The 18,148-nt window shown below is 68.7% G+C and carries 14 protein-coding genes and 2 tRNA genes; 5 read left to right on the top strand and 11 right to left on the bottom strand.

Annotated features, from left to right (window positions below; translation table 11 throughout):
* Nucleotides 1–13: 13 nt before the first annotated feature.
* The 3 genes from ACIOJD_RS08495 to ACIOJD_RS08485 form a co-directional block, all read right to left on the bottom strand.
* The gene (locus tag ACIOJD_RS08495; protein WP_401909854.1) at nt 14–385 is read right to left on the bottom strand and encodes a DUF4233 domain-containing protein; all 372 of its coding nucleotides are present in this window, start codon (nt 383–385) and stop codon (nt 14–16) included.
* 5 nt (nt 386–390) lie between these two features.
* Nucleotides 391–1,905, bottom strand: coding sequence for a bifunctional folylpolyglutamate synthase/dihydrofolate synthase (locus ACIOJD_RS08490; RefSeq protein ID WP_401909852.1), 1,515 nt, complete (start codon nt 1,903–1,905; stop codon nt 391–393).
* A 156-nt stretch (nt 1,906–2,061) separates the two neighbouring features.
* A complete protein-coding gene (locus tag ACIOJD_RS08485) occupies nt 2,062–4,683 on the bottom strand; it encodes a valine--tRNA ligase (protein ID WP_401909849.1) in 2,622 nt (873 codons plus the stop codon).
* Nucleotides 4,684–4,820: 137 nt separating this feature from the next.
* On the opposite strand from ACIOJD_RS08485, the gene ACIOJD_RS08480 reads away from it, so the two are divergent.
* On the top strand, nt 4,821–5,825 hold the full coding sequence (locus ACIOJD_RS08480) for a hypothetical protein (RefSeq protein WP_401909846.1): 1,005 nt from the start codon (nt 4,821–4,823) through the stop codon (nt 5,823–5,825).
* Nucleotides 5,826–5,917: 92 nt separating this feature from the next.
* Here the strand turns inward: ACIOJD_RS08480 and clpX are convergent, their stop codons facing one another.
* The 5 genes from clpX to ACIOJD_RS08455 form a co-directional block, all read right to left on the bottom strand.
* Nucleotides 5,918–7,210, bottom strand: coding sequence for an ATP-dependent Clp protease ATP-binding subunit ClpX (gene clpX, locus ACIOJD_RS08475; RefSeq protein ID WP_401889348.1), 1,293 nt, complete (start codon nt 7,208–7,210; stop codon nt 5,918–5,920).
* Nucleotides 7,211–7,391: 181 nt separating this feature from the next.
* Complete coding sequence (locus ACIOJD_RS08470) at nt 7,392–8,066, bottom strand: ATP-dependent Clp protease proteolytic subunit (RefSeq protein ID WP_401909843.1); 675 nt, start codon at nt 8,064–8,066, stop codon at nt 7,392–7,394.
* A 58-nt stretch (nt 8,067–8,124) separates the two neighbouring features.
* Nucleotides 8,125–8,730 (bottom strand): ATP-dependent Clp protease proteolytic subunit, encoded by a 606-nt coding sequence (locus tag ACIOJD_RS08465; RefSeq protein ID WP_401889488.1) that lies wholly within the window; start codon nt 8,728–8,730, stop codon nt 8,125–8,127.
* Between the two features lie 391 nt (nt 8,731–9,121).
* Nucleotides 9,122–10,576, bottom strand: coding sequence for a trigger factor (gene tig, locus ACIOJD_RS08460; protein ID WP_401909840.1), 1,455 nt, complete (start codon nt 10,574–10,576; stop codon nt 9,122–9,124).
* Nucleotides 10,577–10,748: 172 nt separating this feature from the next.
* A tRNA-Pro gene (locus tag ACIOJD_RS08455) sits at nt 10,749–10,825 on the bottom strand.
* Nucleotides 10,826–10,978: 153 nt separating this feature from the next.
* On the opposite strand from ACIOJD_RS08455, the gene ACIOJD_RS08450 reads away from it, so the two are divergent.
* Nucleotides 10,979–11,052 (top strand) — tRNA-Gly (locus tag ACIOJD_RS08450).
* 105 nt (nt 11,053–11,157) lie between these two features.
* Here ACIOJD_RS08450 and ACIOJD_RS08445 read toward each other — a convergent pair.
* Entirely contained in the window at nt 11,158–11,352 is a 195-nt protein-coding gene (locus ACIOJD_RS08445) for a hypothetical protein (RefSeq protein ID WP_401889354.1), read from the bottom strand.
* A 450-nt stretch (nt 11,353–11,802) separates the two neighbouring features.
* Between ACIOJD_RS08445 and ACIOJD_RS08440 the strand changes: the two genes are divergently transcribed.
* Nucleotides 11,803–13,113 carry an acyltransferase family protein gene (locus tag ACIOJD_RS08440; protein ID WP_401909838.1) on the top strand — a complete coding sequence of 437 codons (1,311 nt, stop codon included), beginning with the start codon at nt 11,803–11,805 and terminating at the stop codon, nt 13,111–13,113.
* A gap of 206 nt (nt 13,114–13,319) precedes the next feature.
* A complete protein-coding gene (locus tag ACIOJD_RS08435; RefSeq protein WP_401909835.1) occupies nt 13,320–14,540 on the top strand; it encodes a cation:proton antiporter in 1,221 nt (406 codons plus the stop codon).
* A 172-nt stretch (nt 14,541–14,712) separates the two neighbouring features.
* Here ACIOJD_RS08435 and ACIOJD_RS08430 read toward each other — a convergent pair whose 3' ends face one another.
* On the bottom strand, nt 14,713–15,858 hold the full coding sequence (locus ACIOJD_RS08430; protein ID WP_401909833.1) for a PP2C family protein-serine/threonine phosphatase: 1,146 nt from the start codon (nt 15,856–15,858) through the stop codon (nt 14,713–14,715).
* A 106-nt stretch (nt 15,859–15,964) separates the two neighbouring features.
* Between ACIOJD_RS08430 and ACIOJD_RS08425 the strand changes: the two genes are divergently transcribed.
* Nucleotides 15,965–17,200 carry a GNAT family N-acetyltransferase gene (locus ACIOJD_RS08425; protein ID WP_401909830.1) on the top strand — a complete coding sequence of 412 codons (1,236 nt, stop codon included), beginning with the start codon at nt 15,965–15,967 and terminating at the stop codon, nt 17,198–17,200.
* A gap of 58 nt (nt 17,201–17,258) precedes the next feature.
* On the opposite strand, the gene ACIOJD_RS08420 is transcribed toward ACIOJD_RS08425, so the two are convergent.
* On the bottom strand, nt 17,259–18,068 hold the full coding sequence (locus ACIOJD_RS08420) for an Fpg/Nei family DNA glycosylase (RefSeq protein ID WP_401909827.1): 810 nt from the start codon (nt 18,066–18,068) through the stop codon (nt 17,259–17,261).
* Between the last annotated feature and the right edge of the window lie 80 nt (nt 18,069–18,148).

Raw genomic sequence — 18,148 nt, 5'->3', positions numbered from 1 at the left:
CCGGCCGCACGGGTCAGCCCGCCTGGGGCTGCCCCGCGTCGGCCTCTTCCGACTCGGCCAGGGCCGCCCAACGGGCCTTCGCCTCGTCGATCGCGCGGCCGTAGTGGATCGACGCCCACCACAGCCCCGCGAAGACGGCACCGAGGAAGAACATCGTGGGGACGACGAAACCGCTGGCGATCAGCGCGATCTGGAGCGCCCAGCCGAGTTGCAGACCGCCGGGGCGGGTGATCATTCCGCAGAGCAGCAGCGACACCAGCATGGCGACGCCGCAGACCGTCCAGACCGTGTTCACCGGCAGGTCGTCCGACTTCATGGCGACCAGCCCGGCGAAACCGATCACGAAGAATTCACCGATCAAAGTCGATGCGCAGAGCGTACGCATGGAATTCAGCGCCTCCCCAGGAGCAGCCGGGCCTCGCCGACCGTGATCACCGAGCCGGTCACCAGAACCCCGGCCCCGGCGAACTCGGACTCTTCCTCGGCGAGCGTGATCGCCGCCTCCAGCGCGTCGTCCAGGCGGGGCTCGACCTGGACCCGGTCCTCTCCGAAGACCTCGACGGCGACGGCGGCCAGTGTGTCCGCGTCCATCGCGCGATGGCTGGAATTCTCTGTGACGACCAGCTCCGCGCAGATCGGCTCCAGCGCTTCGAGGACGCCCCGGACGTCCTTGTCGTCGCTGGCTCCCACGACCCCGATCAGCCGGCTGAAGCCGAAGGACTCGGTGATGCCGTCGGCGGCCGCGCGTGCCCCGGCCGGGTTGTGCGCCGCGTCCAGCACCACCGTCGGCGAACGCCGGACGACCTCCAGCCGGCCGGGCGACGAGACCGCGGCGAACGCCTTGCGGATCGTGTCCAGGTCCAGCTTGCGGGCGTGCTGCGCGCCGATGCCGAAGAACGCCTCCACGGCAGCGAGCGCCACCGCGGCGTTGTGCGCCTGGTGGGCGCCGTACAGCGGAAGGAAGATCTGCTCGTACTCACCGCCGAGGCCGCGCAGGGTCAGCAGCTGGCCGCCGACCGCGATCTCGCGGGCGACCACGCCGAACTCCATGCCCTCACGCGCGACCGTCGCGTCCACGTCGACGGCCTTCTTGAGCATCACCTGGGCCGCGTCCACCGGCTGCTGCGCCAGGATCACCGTCGCGTCCGCCTTGACGATGCCGGCCTTCTCCAGCGCGATCTCGCCGGGTGTGGACCCGAGCCGGTCCGTGTGGTCCAGGTCGATGGGGGTGACGACGGCGACCGAGCCGTCGATGACGTTCGTCGCGTCCCAGCTGCCGCCCATGCCGACCTCGACGACCGCGGCGTCCACCGGGGCGTCGGCGAAGGCCGCGTACGCCATGGCGGTCAGCACCTCGAAGAAGGAGAGCCGGTACTCCTGCATGCCGTCGACCATCTCGATGTACGGCTTGATGTCCGCGTACGTCTCGATGAACCGCTCGGCGGAGATCGGGGCGCCGTCCAGGCTGATCCGCTCGGTCACCGACTGGACGTGCGGGCTGGTGTACCGGCCGGTGCGCAGCTCGAAGGCGCCGAGGAGCGACTCGATCATGCGGGCCGTGGACGTCTTGCCGTTGGTGCCGGTGATGTGGATCGACGGGTAGGCGCGCTGGGGGTCCCCCAGCACATCCATCAGCGCCGCGATCCGCGCGACCGACGGCTCCAGCTTGGTCTCGCCCCAGCGGCCCGCGAGCTCCTGCTCGACGGCGCGCAGCGCTTTGTCCACCTCGGGGTCCGAGGGACGGTCCGGAACACCGTCATCCTGCACGGGCCCGGCCTGGGCGCGCAGGGTGCGGCTGCCGGCCTCGATCACCGCGAGGTCGGGGTCTCGGTCGGTCTCGGCGTCGACGATCTCATCGAAGTCGTCGTACTCGCCGGGCTGGTCGGAAGGACGGGGCTCGCTCACGGGACCAGTCTACGGAGCACCACCGACAGCGGATCGGCCCCCGCCTCCGAAGGCCCTCACCAGCGCATCGATCCCTCCTGACCAGCATGGTCAGGAGGGATCGACCCCGTACATACGAACGACGCGGTACGGGCTCCGGCCCCCGCGACGGCTCCGTCAGCCCTGGGGCAGGTTCGCCACCTGCGCGGTGAGGCGCTCGATGTCCGCCTCCGCCTTGGCGAGCCGGCCGCGGATCTTGTCGACCACGTTGTCCGGGGCCTTCGCGAGGAACGCCTCGTTGCCGAGCTTGGCCGTCGCCTGCGCCTTCTCCTTCTCCGCCGCGCCCAGGTCCTTCGTCAGCCGCTTGCGCTCCGCCTCGACGTCGATCGTGCCGGACAGGTCCAGGGCCACGGTCGCCCCCGCCACCGGCAGGGTCGCCGTCGCGTGGAAGGACTCGCCCTCCGGCTGGAGGCGCAGCAGCTGGCGGATGGCCGCCTCGTGCGCGGCGAGCGAGGTACCCGCCAGGTCCAGCCGGGCCGGGACCTTCTGGCCGGGCTGGAGTCCCTGGTCGGAGCGGAACCGGCGGACCTCGGTGATCACCTGCTGGAGGTGCTCGATCTCACGCTCGGCCGCCGGGTCGCGGAATCCGCTGTCGGCCGGCCAGTCGGCGATGACGACCGACTCCTTGCCGGTGAGCGTGGTCCACAGTGTCTCGGTGACGAAGGGGACGATCGGGTGCAGCAGCCGCAGGGTGACGTCGAGCACCTCGCCCAGGACGCGTCCGGAGACCTTCGCGGGCTCGCCGCCCGCGAAGAACGCGGTCTTGGACAGCTCGACGTACCAGTCGAAGACCTCGTCCCACGCGAAGTGGAAGAGCGCGTCCGACAACTTCGCGAACTGGTAGTCCTCGTAGTACGCGTCGACCTCGGCGACCACGGCGTTCAGCCGCGAGAGGATCCACCGGTCGGTGGCGGACATGTCGGCCGCGTCGGGCAGTCCGCCCTCGACGGTCGCGCCGTTCATCATCGCGAACCGCGTGGCGTTCCAGATCTTGTTGGCGAAGTTCCGGGAGCCCTGGACCCAGTCCTCGCCGATCGGCACGTCGACACCCGGGTTGGCGCCGCGCGCGAGCGTGAAGCGGACCGCGTCCGAGCCGTATGTGTCCATCCAGTCCAGCGGGTTGACCGCGTTGCCGAAGGACTTCGACATCTTCTTGCCGAACTGGTCGCGGACCATGCCGTGCAGCACGATCGTGCCGAACGGCGGGGTGCCGTCCATCGCGTACAGGCCGAACATCATCATCCGGGCGACCCAGAAGAACAGGATGTCGTAGCCGGTGACCAGGACGGAGTTGGGATAGAACTTCTCGACGCTCGGGGTCTGTTCGGGCCACCCCAGCGTGGAGAACGGCCACAGGCCGGACGAGAACCAGGTGTCCAGGACGTCCGTGTCCTGCGTCCAGCCGTCACCGGTGGGCGCCTCGTCGTCGGGGCCGACGCAGACGACCTCGCCGTTGGGCCCGTACCAGACGGGGATGCGGTGGCCCCACCACAGCTGGCGCGAGATGCACCAGTCGCGGAGGTTGTCGACCCAGGCGAAGTAGCGGGGCTCCATCTCCGCCGGGTGGATCTTGACGCGTCCGTCACGGACGGCGTCACCGGCGGCCTGCGCCAGCGGCCCGACCTTGACCCACCACTGCATGGACAGCCGGGGCTCGATGGTCGTCTTGCAGCGCGAACAGTGTCCGACGGAGTGCGTGTACGGACGCTTCTCGGCGACGATGCGGCCCTCGGCCCGCAGCGCGGCGACGATCGCGGCGCGCGCCTCCATCCGGTCGAGCCCCTCGAAGGGCCCCGGCACGGTGATGACGGCCCGCTCGTCCATGACCGCGATGTTCGGCAGGTCGTGGCGGCGGCCGATCTCGAAGTCGTTCGGATCATGGGCCGGGGTCACCTTGACCGCGCCCGTGCCGAACTCCGGGTCGACGTGCTCGTCCGCGACGACCGGGATCGTACGGTCGGTGAGCGGCAGCTTGATCCGCTTGCCGACGAGGTGCGCGTACCGCGCGTCGTCGGGGTGGACCGCGACGGCCGTGTCACCGAGCATCGTCTCGGCCCGTGTCGTCGCGACGACGACGGAGTCCTCACCGTCGCCGTACTTCAGCGAGACCAGCTCGCCGTCGTCGTCCTGGTACTCGACCTCGATGTCGGAGATCGCGGTGAGGCAGCGCGGACACCAGTTGATGATGCGCTCGGCGCGGTAGATCAACTCGTCGTCGTACAGCTTCTTGAAGATGGTCTGGACGGCCTCGGACAGACCCTCGTCCATCGTGAAGCGCTCACGCGACCAGTCGACGCCGTCCCCGAGCCGCCGCATCTGCCCGGAGATCTGCCCGCCGGACTCGTCCTTCCACTGCCAGACCCGCTCGACGAACGCCTCACGCCCCAGGTCGTGACGGGACTTGCCCTCCTTGGCCAGTTCGCGCTCGACCACGTTCTGCGTGGCGATGCCCGCGTGGTCCATCCCGGGCTGCCACAGCGTCTCGTACCCCTGCATACGCTTACGGCGGGTGAGGGCGTCGATCAGTGTGTGTTCGAAGGCGTGCCCGAGGTGCAGGCTGCCGGTGACGTTCGGCGGCGGGATGACGACGGCGTACGGCTCTTTGTCGCTCTTGGCGTCCGCTTCGAAGTAACCGCGGTCTACCCAGCGCTCATACAGCTTCCCCTCCACCTCGGCCGGAACGTACTGGGTCGGCAGTTCGGGGTTGCTGGCTGGCTGCTGCTGAGCGTTGTCGGTCACGCGGATCAGTTTAGAGGTGTCACAGCCCTGTATTGAAACGAGATGTTCCGTAACGGTGCGGCCCCCGATGACCGGCTCGCGCGCACCTTCCGTCAGGATGTTCGAAGCGCATAAACATTACGAGGGGACATGACCAGATGAGCTACAACCAGCCGGGTCCGTACGGTGGGCAGCCGCCCCAGCAGCCCGGACCCTACGGTCAGCAGCCCCCGCAGCCCGGCCCCTACGGTCAACAGCCGCCCCAGCCCGGACCGTACGGTCAGCAGCCGCCGCAGGGCCCTCCGCAGCCCGGCTACGGCTACCCGCAGCAGGCGCCGCAGGGTCCCCCGCCGCCGCCCGGGTACGGCTACCCGCAGCAGGGCCAGCCGGGCCCGTACGGACAGCCGCAGCAGCCTCAGTACGGCCAGCAGCCCCCGTACGGCGGCCAGTACCCGGCGCCCCCTCCGGCCGGGGCTCCCAAGAAGAAGACGGGCCTCGTCGTCGGGGTCTGCGTCGTGGCTCTCGCGGTGATCGCGGGCGGCGCGTACTTCCTGACCGGCGGCGGCAGCGGCTCGGTGGCGGACGACGGCAAGGCGTACAAGCTGACGACGCCGGCGACCGTGCTCGGCGGTGCGTACAAGAAGGGCAGCGGCTCGGGCAGCCAAGGCATGAGCGAGAGCGACGCCGCGGAAGCCAAGCAGTGGGGCGTCACCGATGCCACCCAGAGCGGCGCCAACTACACGGCCGGTGAGGGCGTCACCCAGAAGACGCTCAGCTTCTCGGGCTTCTACGGTCGGATCGAGGACCCGGAGAAGGTCGTGGACGCCATGTTCGCGGAGATGAAGAAGAACTCCGAGAAGTCGAGCAGTGGCGACGAGGCCCCCGAACTCGTCGGCGAGCCGCAGGAGTTCACGCCGGCCGGGTTCGAGAACGGCGTGATGAAGTGTCAGAACATGAAGCTGACGATGACCGGCTCGGGCGCCGCCGCGGGCGGTCCCGGCAGCTTCACCGTACCCATGTGCATCTGGGGCGACCACAGCACCCTGGTGTACACGGCGTCGTCGGACGCGGGAGCCGTCCTCGCGGGCAAGGGAATGTCTCTCGATGACGCCGCCACGCAGGCGGCCAAGCTGCGCGAAGAAGTGCGCGTCGAGGTCAAGTAGTCACGTAGTGCGGTCGGACAACCGACTCCGTACATGCCACAGGGGCGCCCGGCCGGGCGCCCCTGTGGCGTACGTACGCGTATCCGCGACCGCTACGCGGACTTCTCGTGGCGGCCGTCGTTCTTGATGATCCTCGGCTCGCGCGGGACCAGGGTCGGGTTCACGTGGGAGTGCACGACTTCCTCCGTGATGACCACGCGGGCCACGTCCTTGCGGGACGGGACCTCGTACATCACCGACTGGAGGACCTCTTCCATGATGGCCCGCAGACCACGCGCGCCCGTGCCGCGCAGGATCGCCTGGTCGGCGATGGCCTCCAGGGACGGCCGGTCGAAGTCCAGCTCCACGCCGTCGAGTTCGAAGAGGCGCTGGTACTGCTTCACCAGCGCGTTGCGCGGCTCGACCAGGATCTGGAGCAGCGCCTCGCGGTCCAGGTTGTGGACCGAGGTCAGGACCGGGAGGCGGCCGATGAACTCCGGGATCATCCCGAACTTCACCAGGTCCTCCGGCATGACCTCCTGGAACTGGTCGCTCGCCTCGATCTCGCGCTTCGAGCGGATCGTCGCGCCGAAGCCGATGCCCTTCGCGCCCGCACGCGACTCGATGATCTTCTCCAGGCCGGCGAAGGCGCCGCCCACGATGAAGAGCACGTTCGTCGTGTCGATCTGGATGAACTCCTGGTGCGGGTGCTTCCGTCCGCCCTGCGGCGGGACCGAGGCGGTGGTGCCTTCCAGGATCTTCAGGAGGGCCTGCTGGACGCCCTCGCCCGAGACATCGCGGGTGATCGACGGGTTCTCGCTCTTGCGGGCGACCTTGTCGATCTCGTCGATGTAGATGATCCCGGTCTCGGCCTTCTTGACGTCGTAGTCGGCCGCCTGGATCAGCTTGAGCAGGATGTTCTCGACGTCCTCGCCGACATAGCCGGCCTCCGTGAGCGCCGTCGCGTCGGCGATGGCGAACGGTACGTTCAGCATGCGCGCCAGCGTCTGCGCGAGGAGCGTCTTGCCGGAGCCGGTGGGGCCCAGCAGCAGGATGTTGGACTTCGCGAGCTCGATCGCGTCGTCCCGTCCGGAGCCGCCGCCGTTCTCGCCGGCCTGGACGCGCTTGTAGTGGTTGTAGACCGCTACCGAGAGGGCCTTCTTCGCGGGCTCCTGCCCGACGACGTACCCCTCGAGGAACTCGTAGATCTCGCGCGGCTTGGGCAGTTCCTCCCACCGCACTTCGGAGGTCTCTGCGAGCTCCTCCTCGATGATCTCGTTGCAGAGGTCGATGCACTCGTCGCAGATGTACACACCGGGACCTGCGATGAGCTTCTTCACCTGCTTCTGGCTCTTCCCGCAGAACGAGCACTTGAGCAGGTCGCCGCCATCACCGATGCGTGCCACGAGGTGCTTCCCCTTCGCCTGGGAGCAGCTTGGTTCAGCGGCTCCTGTGCCTCATATCCGACGGTACCTTGCCCGGCCCTCGGTTCGGGCCCCCCTTGGCGCGGTTCACATGGTCGTGGGAGTTCATGACGACCGATATGTTCCGCGCCAAGGGCGCCTGGCCAAGCGTCCGGGGCACGCTCTAGGCGGCCGCAGCGGCCGTCGTCTTGCGGGTCGACACGATCTGGTCGACCAGACCGTACGCGAGCGCGTCCTCGGCGGTGAGGATCTTGTCGCGCTCGATGTCGTCGCGGACCTTCTCGATCGGCGTGGTGGAGTGCTTCGCCAGCATCTCCTCCAGCTGCGCGCGCATCCGCAGGATCTCGTTGGCCGCGATCTCCAGGTCGGAGAGCTGCTCACGACCGGTCTGGCTGGACGGCTGGTGGATCAGCACGCGCGCGTTCGGCAGGGCGAGCCGCTTGCCGGGGGACCCGGCCGCGAGCAGCACGGCGGCGGCCGAGGCGGCCTGGCCCATGCACACGGTCTGGATGTCCGGCTTCACGAACTGCATCGTGTCGTAGATGGCCGTGAGGGCCGTCATCGAGCCGCCGGGGCTGTTGATGTAGATCGAGATGTCACGGTCCGGGTCCATCGACTCCAGGCAGAGCAGCTGCGCCATGACGTCGTTGGCGGACGCGTCGTCGATCTGCACCCCGAGGAAGATCACGCGCTCCTCGAAGAGCTTCGCGTACGGGTCGTACTCGCGCACGCCCTGCGAGGTGCGCTCCACGAAGCGCGGGACGACATAACGGTTGTCCACCTGCGGGCCGGTGTAAAGGCCGCTCGCGGAGATGTTGTTCATGTGGGTGTTCACCATCCTGTGGCGTTCCTGTGGCGTGTGGTGGGCTGGGCCGGCTGATGCGGGACCGTACTGGTCAGGCCCCCGTACCGCCGCCGCCCGGAACACCCGAAGCAGCGGAGATGATCTCGTCGATGATGCCGTAGTCCTTGGCTTCCTCGGCGGTGAACCAGCGGTCGCGGTCACCGTCGCGGATGATCGTCTCCTCGGACTGACCACTGTGGCGAGCCGTGATCTCGGCCATGCGCTTCTTCGTACGGAGAAGCTGCTCGGCCTGGATCTTGATGTCGGAGGCGGTGCCACCGAGGCCGGCGGAGCCCTGGTGCATGAGGATGTCCGTGTGCGGCAGCGCGAAGCGCTTGCCGGCGGCGCCACCGGTCAGCAGGAACTGACCCATCGAAGCGGCGAGGCCCATACCGATGGTGACCACGTCGTTCGGGATGTACTGCATGGTGTCGTACACGGCCATACCGGCCGTCACCGATCCACCGGGGCTGTTGATGTAGAGGAAAATGTCCTTCTCGGGCTCTGCCGCGAGGAGGAGAAGCTGCGCCGTGATCTTGTTGGCGATGTCGTCGTCGACCTGCTGGCCGAGGAAGATGATCCGCTCTCCGAGCAGCCGGCTGTAGACCTGGTCGCCGAGGCCACCACCGAGGGACGGCTCACCGGCGGCGTAAGGCATCAGATTCGTCACGTATACACCTGCTCGTCTCTGACGGCTTTGGCCGTCTCAGCGTCTTCGTACCGGGGACGGGAGACTCCCCTGCCCTCGTATTCATGGACCCTAACGCGCTGGTCGGCGGGCGCCATCCCGCTTCCGTTGCTGTTCGCTGGGAGCGCAAGGTAGTTGAGGCCTCCTACGGGCCTCAGCGGGCCCGTAGGGGGTCTCGGCGGGCCCGTGAGCCCGTCGAGGCCTCCACGCCCCTGCCCACGTGTGTCCGGGGCGGGACGGGGCGGGCCCCGGGCGCATGTCGCGTCCGGGGCCCGTCCTTACGATCCACGCGAACCGCCGGATCCTCACGATCGGATCCTCGCGGCGGGACCCTCGCGACTCGCGGTCGGAACGAGACCGCTCAGGCCTCGGTCTTGTCGGCCTTGTCGTCGGCCTTGTCGTCGGCCTTGCCTTCAGCGGCCTCGGTGGCAGCCTCGGCGGGGGCGTCGGCCTCGGTGGCGTCCTCGTCGGAGGAGGCCTCGACCGTTTCGGCGGTCTCGTCCTCGTCGTCCTCGAGGTCGACCGGCTCACCGTTGGTGTCGACGACCTTGGCGGCCTCGACGACCACCGCGAGCGCCTTGCCGCGGGCGACCTCGCCGACGAGCATCGGCACCTGGCCACCCTCGACGACCGCCTTGGCGAACTCGTCGGGGGACATGCCGGAGGACTGCGCGCGACGCATGAGGTGCTCGGTGAGCTCCTCCTGGTTCACGTTCAGCTTCTCCTTGTTGACCAGTTCGTCGAGGATGAACTGGGTCTTGATGCCCTTGACCGCCTGCTCCCTGGTCTCGGCGTCGAACTCTTCCTCGGTCTTGCCCTGGATCTCCAGGTACTTGGCGAGGTCGAGGCCCATCTGACCGAGCTGGTGGTGCTCCAGGTTGTGCTTACGGGTGTTGATCTCGTCCGCGAGCAGCTTCTCGGGGATCGGGACCTCGGCCAGCTTCAGCAGCTCGTCGAGGACGCGCTCCTGGGCCTGGGTGGCCTGGTCGTACTGCTTCGAGCTCTCGAGGCGCTTGCGGCTGTCGGCCTTCAGCTCCTCGATGGTGTCGAACTCGCTCGCCATCTGCGCGAATTCGTCGTCCAGCTCGGGCAGCTCACGGGCGGCGACCTGAGTGACCTTGACGCTGACCTCGGCGGTCTTGCCCTCGGCGGTGCCACCCTTCAGCTCTGAGGTGAAGGTGGCCTCGCCACCGGCCTCCAGGCCGGTGACGGCCTCGTCGATGCCGTCGAGCAGCTCGCCGGAACCGATGGTGTACTGCACGGCGCTCGCGACGCCGTCGGGCAGGACCTCTCCGTCGACCTTGGCCTCCAGGTCGATCGTCACGACGTCGCCTTCGGCGGCGGCGCGCTCGACCGGGTTGGTGGAGGCGAAGCGGTCACGGAGCTGCTCCACCGACTTCTCGAGCTCTTCGTCGGTGACTTCGATGGCGTCGACAGTGACCTCGATACCCGAGTAGTCCGGGATCTCGATGGTGGGACGAATGTCCACCTCGGCGGTGAAGGCCAGCAGCTCGCCGTCCTTGAGCTCGGTGATGTCGACCTCGGGCTGGCCGAGGACATTGAGCTCACCCTCGTTGACCGCGTCGGTGTAGAACTTCGGGAGGGCGTCGTTGACGGCCTCCTCCAGCACAGCACCACGCCCGAACCGCTGGTCGATGACGCGGGCCGGGATCTTGCCCTTGCGGAAGCCCTTCACCGTGACCTGCTGGTTGATCTTCTTGTACGCCGCGTCGAGGCTGTCCTTGAGCTCCTCGAAGGGCACCTCGACTGTGAGCCGAACCCGAGTCGGGTTCAGGGTCTCCACGGCGCTCTTCACGGTTCGGTCTCCTTGGTGGCTGATTCTGGGGTTCTGCTGTGTCCGCCGCACCGCGGCGGCCCCAGCGAATCGGCCCGGTTCCTCAGATCTTCAGAGACTCTTCAGACACGCGGGCACGCAACTTGCATAGTAACCGCAAGCAGGAACAGGCCCACAACGTGATCTTGAATGCTGGTCGGGGTGGCCGGATTCGAACCGACGACCTTCCGCTCCCAAAGCGGACGCGCTACCAAGCTGCGCCACACCCCGTCGGTGCGACACGTAGGGTACATGCCCACGGGCGCCACGTCGGCCCCTTTGTCGGGCACCCGCGCACTCCGTCTGTACGGGTGTGCGGTGAACGGCCTGGACCCGCTACGATGTTGTTCGTGCCCGGGTCACACGACCTGCGGCACACGGTGTGCGGGCGTAGCTCAATGGTAGAGCCCTAGTCTTCCAAACTAGCTACGCGGGTTCGATTCCCGTCGCCCGCTCCAAACGCCTCCGGCCCGACCCGTGTGTGTACACCACGGGTCGGGCCGGAGGTATTTACGGACCCGGTCGGAAACCGATCCGGTCCGGTCAGACAGAAACCGATCCGGTCAGAAACTGATCTGGTTGATCGTCTCGGCTATCGAGTTGAGGAACCTGTTCACCGACGGCGCCATGTTGGTGGAGGCGAGGAAGAAGCCGAACAGGATCGCGACGATCGCGGGTCCGGCCTTGAGAGAGCCACCGCGGATGAACACCACAAGGATGATCGCCAACAGAAGCACCACAGACAGTGAAATGGCCACTACTGATCACACCCTCGGTCGGTCCGACTGGCCAAGCGACCGGAGCGCACGACGTCGGACACCCCGTTCCGAACCATCGTGCCATCAACATCCCCGGATGTGGCCCCCGGTGACGAATCATCGCCGTCGAAATCTCGCCAGCACCACACCCCGCACGCGGGGGCTCGCACGTGCGGGGCATGGCATCCGGCCGATAAATACGGATGTGAATTCGAGCCAACCCATTCAGGGGGCACACAGTTAATTCACAGATCATTCTCCGCGGGGCCGCGGGGTGGTCGGCGACACAATTGACTGGGCGTGACAACACAGGGCACAGCTTGCCGATATGCACCATTTAGTACCGATTAATTGGTGCATAGCGCCCGGTTGTCGGTGGTTTCAGATTCGAATCGCCTACCTGGCCAGGAGGTTTTACGAATTGGATTAATCAGGGCTAGGGTGCCTCAAATGTTCCAGGCGCCACATGGATATGAGACGTCCCCGTCCCCGCGCATCGGGGAGCCGGAGCCCACCACCGGAACGGCTCCGCCCGTGGTGGCCGACACGCTGATGCCGACCGGTCGGCCGTCGGCCAAGTCGGCGGCGGACCGGCCTCCGACGTCCACCCAGCGAGACGCGTTCTTCGACAACGCCAAGTACCTGGCGATCGTTCTCGTGGCCGTGGCGCACTCCTGGGAACCCGTCATGGACGGCAGCCGGGCCACCAAAGCTCTCTATCTGTTCGTCTACAGCTTCCACATGCCGGCCTTCATCGTCATCTCCGGCTACTTCTCGCGGAGCTTCACCGCCCGCCCCCACCAGATCAAGCGGATGATCACCGGCATCGCCGTCCCGTACGTGGTCTTCGAGACGGCCTACTCGCTCTTCAAGCGGTACGCGGACGACACCCCCGGCCATCCGGTCAGCCTGCTCGACCCCTGGTACCTCACCTGGTTCCTGATCGCGCTGTTCGTCTGGCGGCTGACCACCCCGCTCTGGAACTCCCTGCGCCACCCGCTGGCGGTCTCCCTGGTCATCGCCTCGCTCGCGTCGCTCACCCCGAGCATCGGTGATGACCTCGACCTCCAGCGTGTCCTCCAGTTCGCGCCGTACTTCGTCGTGGGTCTGTGCCTCAAGCCCGAGCACTTCCAGATGGTCCGGCGGCGCGAGGTACGGCTGCTGGCCGTGCCGCTGTTCGCGGGCGCGCTGGTGTTCTCGTACTGGGCCGCGACCCGGATGCGCAACGGCTGGCTCTACCACAACAGCAGCGCCCAGGAGCTGGACTCCCCCTGGTGGGCGGGCCCGGTGATGACGTTCGCGCTCTTCGGCTGCTCCCTGCTGCTCACGGCCGGATTCCTGGCCTGGGTGCCGGGTCGCCGGACCTGGTTCACCGCGCTGGGCGCCGGCACGATCTGCGGCTACCTGCTGCACGGATTCCTGATCAAGGGCGCCAACTTCGCCGGGGTCTTCGACACCTACCCCTGGCTGAAGGAACCCGCCGGGAAGGTCGCCCTGTCCCTCGCGGCCGCCGTCGCGGTGACGGCGCTGTGCTCGCCTCCCGTGCGGCGGTTGCTGCGTTTCGCGACCGAGCCCGAGATGAAGTGGGCGTTCACCCGGGACGAGGCGCCGGCTCCGGCTTCCGCCCGGACGGCGACCGCGGCGACAGCGACAGCGACAGCGACCAAGGAGACGGGCCGCGCTCCGGTCGCCGCCCCCGACAGCGCCACCGGACCCGCCCCCGAGCTGGTATCCGTCGCCACCTCGGAGTCCCGCTCGTAAGCCCCGGCAACTGACGCGCGTCCACGCGCACTTCTCAGCGACACGGATCCCGGGTCGCCTCGTCCAGCACGACGAGGCGACCCGGGATCCGCTGTATGACGGGCCGTCAGGTAATCCTTTGGTAAACTAATTACTGACGATTCCTTGACGCTTCCTTGACTTGATGGAGGAACGATCCCATCGGACACGCAGAGACCCTCATAGCCATGGGCGGCGCTTTCCTCGCCGCCGCCGTACTCGCCCGACTCGGCGGGCGTATCGAACTGCCCACCATCCCCCTGTTCATCCTGGCCGGGATCCTCCTCGGCCCGCACACCCCCGGCATCGTGCTGGTCTCCGACCCGCACGACCTGGAGATGCTCTCCGCTCTGGGCCTGGTGCTGCTGCTCTTCTACCTGGGCCTGGAATTCCATCTGGACGACCTCAAGGCGGGCGGCCGGAAGATGGCCCTCGCCGGCGGTGCGTATCTCGCGCTGAACGTGGGCGCCGGCCTCGGCTTCGGCTTCGCCCTCGGCTGGGGCACGTCGGAGGCGCTGGTGCTCGCCGGTGTCCTCGGCATCTCCTCGTCCGCGATCGTCACCAAGGTCCTGGTCGACCTGGGACGTATCGGCAACCCGGAGACGAAACCGATCCTCGGCATCATCGTCGTCGAGGACATCTTCCTGGCCCTCTACCTCGCCGCTCTCCAGCCGATCCTCTCGGGTGCGGACAGCCTCTCCGCCGCCCTCATGGACGGCGGCAAGGCCTTCGGCTTCCTGCTGCTGCTCGCGCTGGCCGCGCGGTACGGGACCAGGGTCGTCGGCCGGTTCGTCGCCACCAAGGACGACGAGCTGCTGGTCATCTCCTTCCTCGGGATCGCCGTCTTCGTGGCCGGTGTCTCCGAGTGGTTCGGGGTCGCGGACGCGATCGGCGCGTTCATGGTCGGCCTCATGCTCGGCGGTACGACGTCGGGCGACCGGATCCGCAAGCTCGTCCACCCGCTGCGGGACGCGTTCGGCGCGATCTTCTTCTTCGCCTTCGGTCTGTCGATCAACCCGGGCGACCTGCCGACCGTGCTGTGGCCCGTACTCGCTGCCGTCGTGGTGACGCTCGTGATGAACATCGCGGCGGGAGTCTCCGCGGCCAGGATCTTCGGCTTCGGCTCCGGGCCGGCGGCGAACATCTCGACCACGTTGCTGGCACGGGGAGAGTTCGCCCTGATCCTCGCCACCATGGCGGCGGGCGCCGGCCTGGACAAGCGGCTCGCCCCGTTCATCGCGGGGTACGTCCTGGTCCTCGCGGTCCTGGGCCCGCTGGCCGCAGGCCGCTCGCACTGGCTGGCCCGCATCCTGCCGGGCCGCGGCAAGGACGACGGCGGTGACGGTGACGGCCGCGGCGCGCCCGAGGGAGGCGATACCTCACGAGAGGCGGCACCGGCGACGACCTGATTCCGTTACGTTCGCTCTCCTCGCATCCTTGCCAGGCCCCCGGACACCACACTGCCCAGCCGCTCCCCGGCCGCGGCCCTCCGCCCGTCACCCGGTCACCCGACGCGCAGAGCGCCGCGGCCCTTTCGCTGCCACGGGCCGCTTCGGAGCGGCCGGCCCTGCCCTGTCGGTGTCAGGCCGCGCGGCAGATCAGCAGCAGCGCCCGGTCATCGTTCACGTCCTTCGCCACCGCCTCGATCAGGTGCCAGGCCGCGCCCTCGAAGCCCGGGGTGACATAACGGTCCGCCTCGCCCGTCAGGCGGTCGATGCCCTCGCCCAGGTCGCGGCCCGGCGCCTCGACCAGGCCGTCCGTGAAGAGCATCAGCACATCGCCGGGTCGCAGGGAGCCCTTGACCGGGTCGAACTGGGCTCCGTCGTAGACGCCCAGCAGCGGGCCCTCGCCCGACTTCTCCTCCCAGCGGCCGCTGCCCGCATGGAGCTGGAGGGCGGGCAGGTGGCCCGCCGAGAGGAGTTCGTAGTCGCCCGAGTCCAGGTCCAGGACGAGGTGGATGGAGGTGGCGAAGCCTTCCTCCCAGTTCTGCCGGAGCAGATAGCCGTTGGCCGCCGGGAGGAAGCTGTGGGGCGGGAGCGAGCCGAGGAGGCCGCCGAAGGCGCCCGAGAGCAGGAGGGCGCGGGAGCCCGCGTCCATGCCCTTGCCGGAGACGTCGGTGAGGACGACTTCGAGGGTGCGGTCGCCGTTCGTACGGGCCGCCACGACGAAGTCGCCCGAGAAGGACTGGCCGCCGGCCGGGCGCAGCGCCATCTCGCGGTGCCAGCCCTGCGGGAGGCGGGGCAGGGCGCTCTGGACCCGGATGCGTTCACGAAGGTCGAAGAGCATCGTCCCGCCGCGCCGCCAGGGCACCCCGACCCTGGCTCTGAACTGGGCTATCAGCAGCCCGAAGAGACCGCAGGCCGCCACCACCAGCACCGTGCCGGGGGTGACCCGGCCGGGGCCTCCCGGGTACGGGCCGAGGACCATCGACTCGATGATCAGTGCGGCCGCCGCCGCGGCGTACAGGCTGAGCAGGCTCGACGGGCGCAGCAGCAGACCGCCGGCCACGATCGGGAGGACGAGCGCGGAGGGCGCGCACCACACGGGTATGGCGATCGTCGTGAGGGCGATCGCCGGGACGGTGAGCAGCAGACCGACGAGCGCGATCCAGTCGGAGCCGTCACCGCGGAAGTAATCGACCCCGGATTTGCGCACGCCGGTGCGGGCCCGGTGCAGCGTCTTGCGCATCCGGGCCGAGTACGAATCCGCTCGCGCGACGCCGGCCATTGTTGTGGACCTTACCGATCCGCGTGCACGCCGTGCAGGGGGACCCCCGTGACATTGCGTTCGAAATCGGGTCGCCCTGCCCGTACACGCCTGGTACTGATGGCATATGACTACGGATTCGCGGGTATTGCAACCGCCCGAATGGGACCGCTGGTTCTCGGCGTTCGAGCTGGCCTTCGGCGGTGTCGGTGAGCCGGCGGGCAAGCGCGCCCTCTACCGCGATCTCACCGAGTTCGACCGCGCGATCGGGGTCTGGGACGGGGACGAATGCGTAGGCACAGCAGGGGCGTTCAGCTTCCGGCTGACCGTCCCCGGCGGCGCGCGGGTGCCGACGGCCGGCGTGACGATGGTGAGCGTGGCGGCGACCCACCGGCGGCGCGGGTTGCTCACGTCGATGATGCGGCGCCAACTCGACGACGTCCGCACGTGGGGTGAACCGCTCGCCGTGTTGACGGCGTCCGAGCCGGTCATCTACGGACGGTACGGATACGGCGTCGCGACCCAGCGGCTCTCCGCCGAGATCGACACGGCCCGGGTACGGATCTCGGTGCCCGAAGGGCCCGGAGATGTACGTCTTCGCCGGGTGAAACCGGATGACCCGGCCGTACGGGACGCGTGCGAGGCGGTGTACGCGGCGGAGGTCGCGGAGCGGCCTGGGATGCTCACCCGTGGGCCCGGCTGGGAGCGGCTGCCCGTCGTGGACGGCGAGACGGCCGCGGACGGCCGGTCGGCGCTCCAGTGTGTCCTGGCCGAACGGCACGGCGAGGTCGTGGGGTTCACGCTCTTCCACAACAGGCCGCAATGGGACGTTTCGGGCCCCGCGGGCGTGATCGAGCTGCGGGATCTGTACGCGCTGGACCCGGTGGCGTACGCGGAACTCTGGCGTTTCCTCTTCGGGATCGATCTGACCTCGACGGTCAGGGCGCACGAACGGCCGGTGGACGACCCGTTCCAGTACCTGGTCTCCGATGTCCGGCGCTGCGGTCTGGCGTTGCGGGACTCCCTGTATCTGCGGCCGGTGGAGGTCGGGGCGGCGCTGGCGGCCCGTACCTACCGGGCGCCCCTGGACGTGGTGTTGGAGGTGGAGGACTCCTTCTGCCCCTGGAACGAGGGGCGTTGGCGGCTGTCCGGCGACACCGGGGGCGCGTCCTGCGAGCGCACGTCCGATCAGCCCGATCTGGCGCTGTCCGTCAACGAGTTGGGCGCCGCGTATCTGGGCGGCGTGTCCCTGACCGCGCTGGCGCGCGCGGGGCGGGTGGCGGAGTTGCGCCCCGGCGCGCTGACGGCGGCATCGGCCGCCTTCGCGTCGGATCTCGCGCCCTGGCTGCCGCACGGCTTCTAGGGCCTGTCCGGCGGATCTTCGCGGGCCCGCGAAGATCCGCCGGACAGGCCCTAGGCCTCTAGTGACGCTGGCAGCCCGGACACCAGAAGAGGTTGCGGGCGGCGAGGGTTTCCGTACGGATCTCGGCACCGCACAGGTGGCAGGCCATCCGGGCCCGCCGGTACACATAGACCTCGCCGCCGTGGTCGTCGACGCGCAGCGGGCGGCCCATCGCCTCCGGGGTGTGCTCGGGGCGGACGGTGTCGATCCGGTTGTGCCGTACGCCCTCGCGCATCAGCGCCACCAGATCCGCCCAGATCCCGTCCCACTCCCGTCGGGTGAGGTCCTTGCCCGCTCGGTACGGGTCGATGCCGCCGCGGAAGAGCACCTCGGCGCGGTAGACGTTGCCGACTCCGGCGATGACCTTCTGGTCCATGAGCAGGGCGGCGACGGTCGTGCGGGACCGGGAGATCCGGGCCCAGGCCTTCTCGCCGTCGTCCTCGGGGCGCAGCGGGTCCGGACCCAGGCGGTCGTGTATCGACTGCTTCTCCGGGGCGGTGATCAGTGCGCAGGTGGTCGGGCCGCGCAGATCGGCGTAGTGGTCGTCGTTGAGCAGACGGAGGCGGACGGTGTCGGTGGGGGGCGGGGCCGGGGCCGTACCGAAGCCCAGCTTGCCGAAGAGACCGAGGTGGACATGGACCCAGCCGAGGTCGCCGAAGCCGAGGAAGAGGTGCTTGCCGTGGGCGTCCACGTCCGCCAGGACCCGGCGGTCGAGCAGTGCCGCGCTGTCGGTGAACTTGCCCTGCGGGCTGCTGACCCGGGCCGGCCGCCCGCCGAAGCGGTCGAGGTGGTCCTCGGCGAGGCGGTGGATCGTATGCCCCTCGGGCACGGCGTCTCCGTAGGTCTTCAGTAGGTCTTCAAGCAGGTCTTCACGTGGCCGGGAGGCTTCCGGCAGGCGGAACGGCCGGA

Origin of the sequence: Streptomyces sp. NPDC088116 (assembly GCF_044741745.1) — a bacterium.
Lineage (GTDB): Bacteria > Actinomycetota > Actinomycetes > Streptomycetales > Streptomycetaceae > Streptomyces.
The sequence above is the reverse complement of the archived record's forward strand: the minus strand, read 5'-3'. Positions and strand labels throughout refer to the sequence as shown.

Bases quoted from the DNA above. Each gene is read 5' to 3' on its own strand.
- ACIOJD_RS08495 (WP_401909854.1), bottom strand. From the start codon at position 385: ATGCGTACGCTCTGCGCATCGACTTTGATCGGTGAATTCTTCGTGATC.
- ACIOJD_RS08480 (WP_401909846.1), top strand. From the start codon at position 4,821: ATGAGCTACAACCAGCCGGGTCCGTACGGTGGGCAGCCGCCCCAGCAG.
- ACIOJD_RS08470 (WP_401909843.1), bottom strand. From the start codon at position 8,066: ATGGTGAACACCCACATGAACAACATCTCCGCGAGCGGCCTTTACACC.
- ACIOJD_RS08465 (WP_401889488.1), bottom strand. From the start codon at position 8,730: ATGCCTTACGCCGCCGGTGAGCCGTCCCTCGGTGGTGGCCTCGGCGAC.
- ACIOJD_RS08440 (WP_401909838.1), top strand. From the start codon at position 11,803: ATGTTCCAGGCGCCACATGGATATGAGACGTCCCCGTCCCCGCGCATC.
- ACIOJD_RS08435 (WP_401909835.1), top strand. From the start codon at position 13,320: ATGGGCGGCGCTTTCCTCGCCGCCGCCGTACTCGCCCGACTCGGCGGG.
- ACIOJD_RS08430 (WP_401909833.1), bottom strand. From the start codon at position 15,858: ATGGCCGGCGTCGCGCGAGCGGATTCGTACTCGGCCCGGATGCGCAAG.
- ACIOJD_RS08425 (WP_401909830.1), top strand. From the start codon at position 15,965: ATGACTACGGATTCGCGGGTATTGCAACCGCCCGAATGGGACCGCTGG.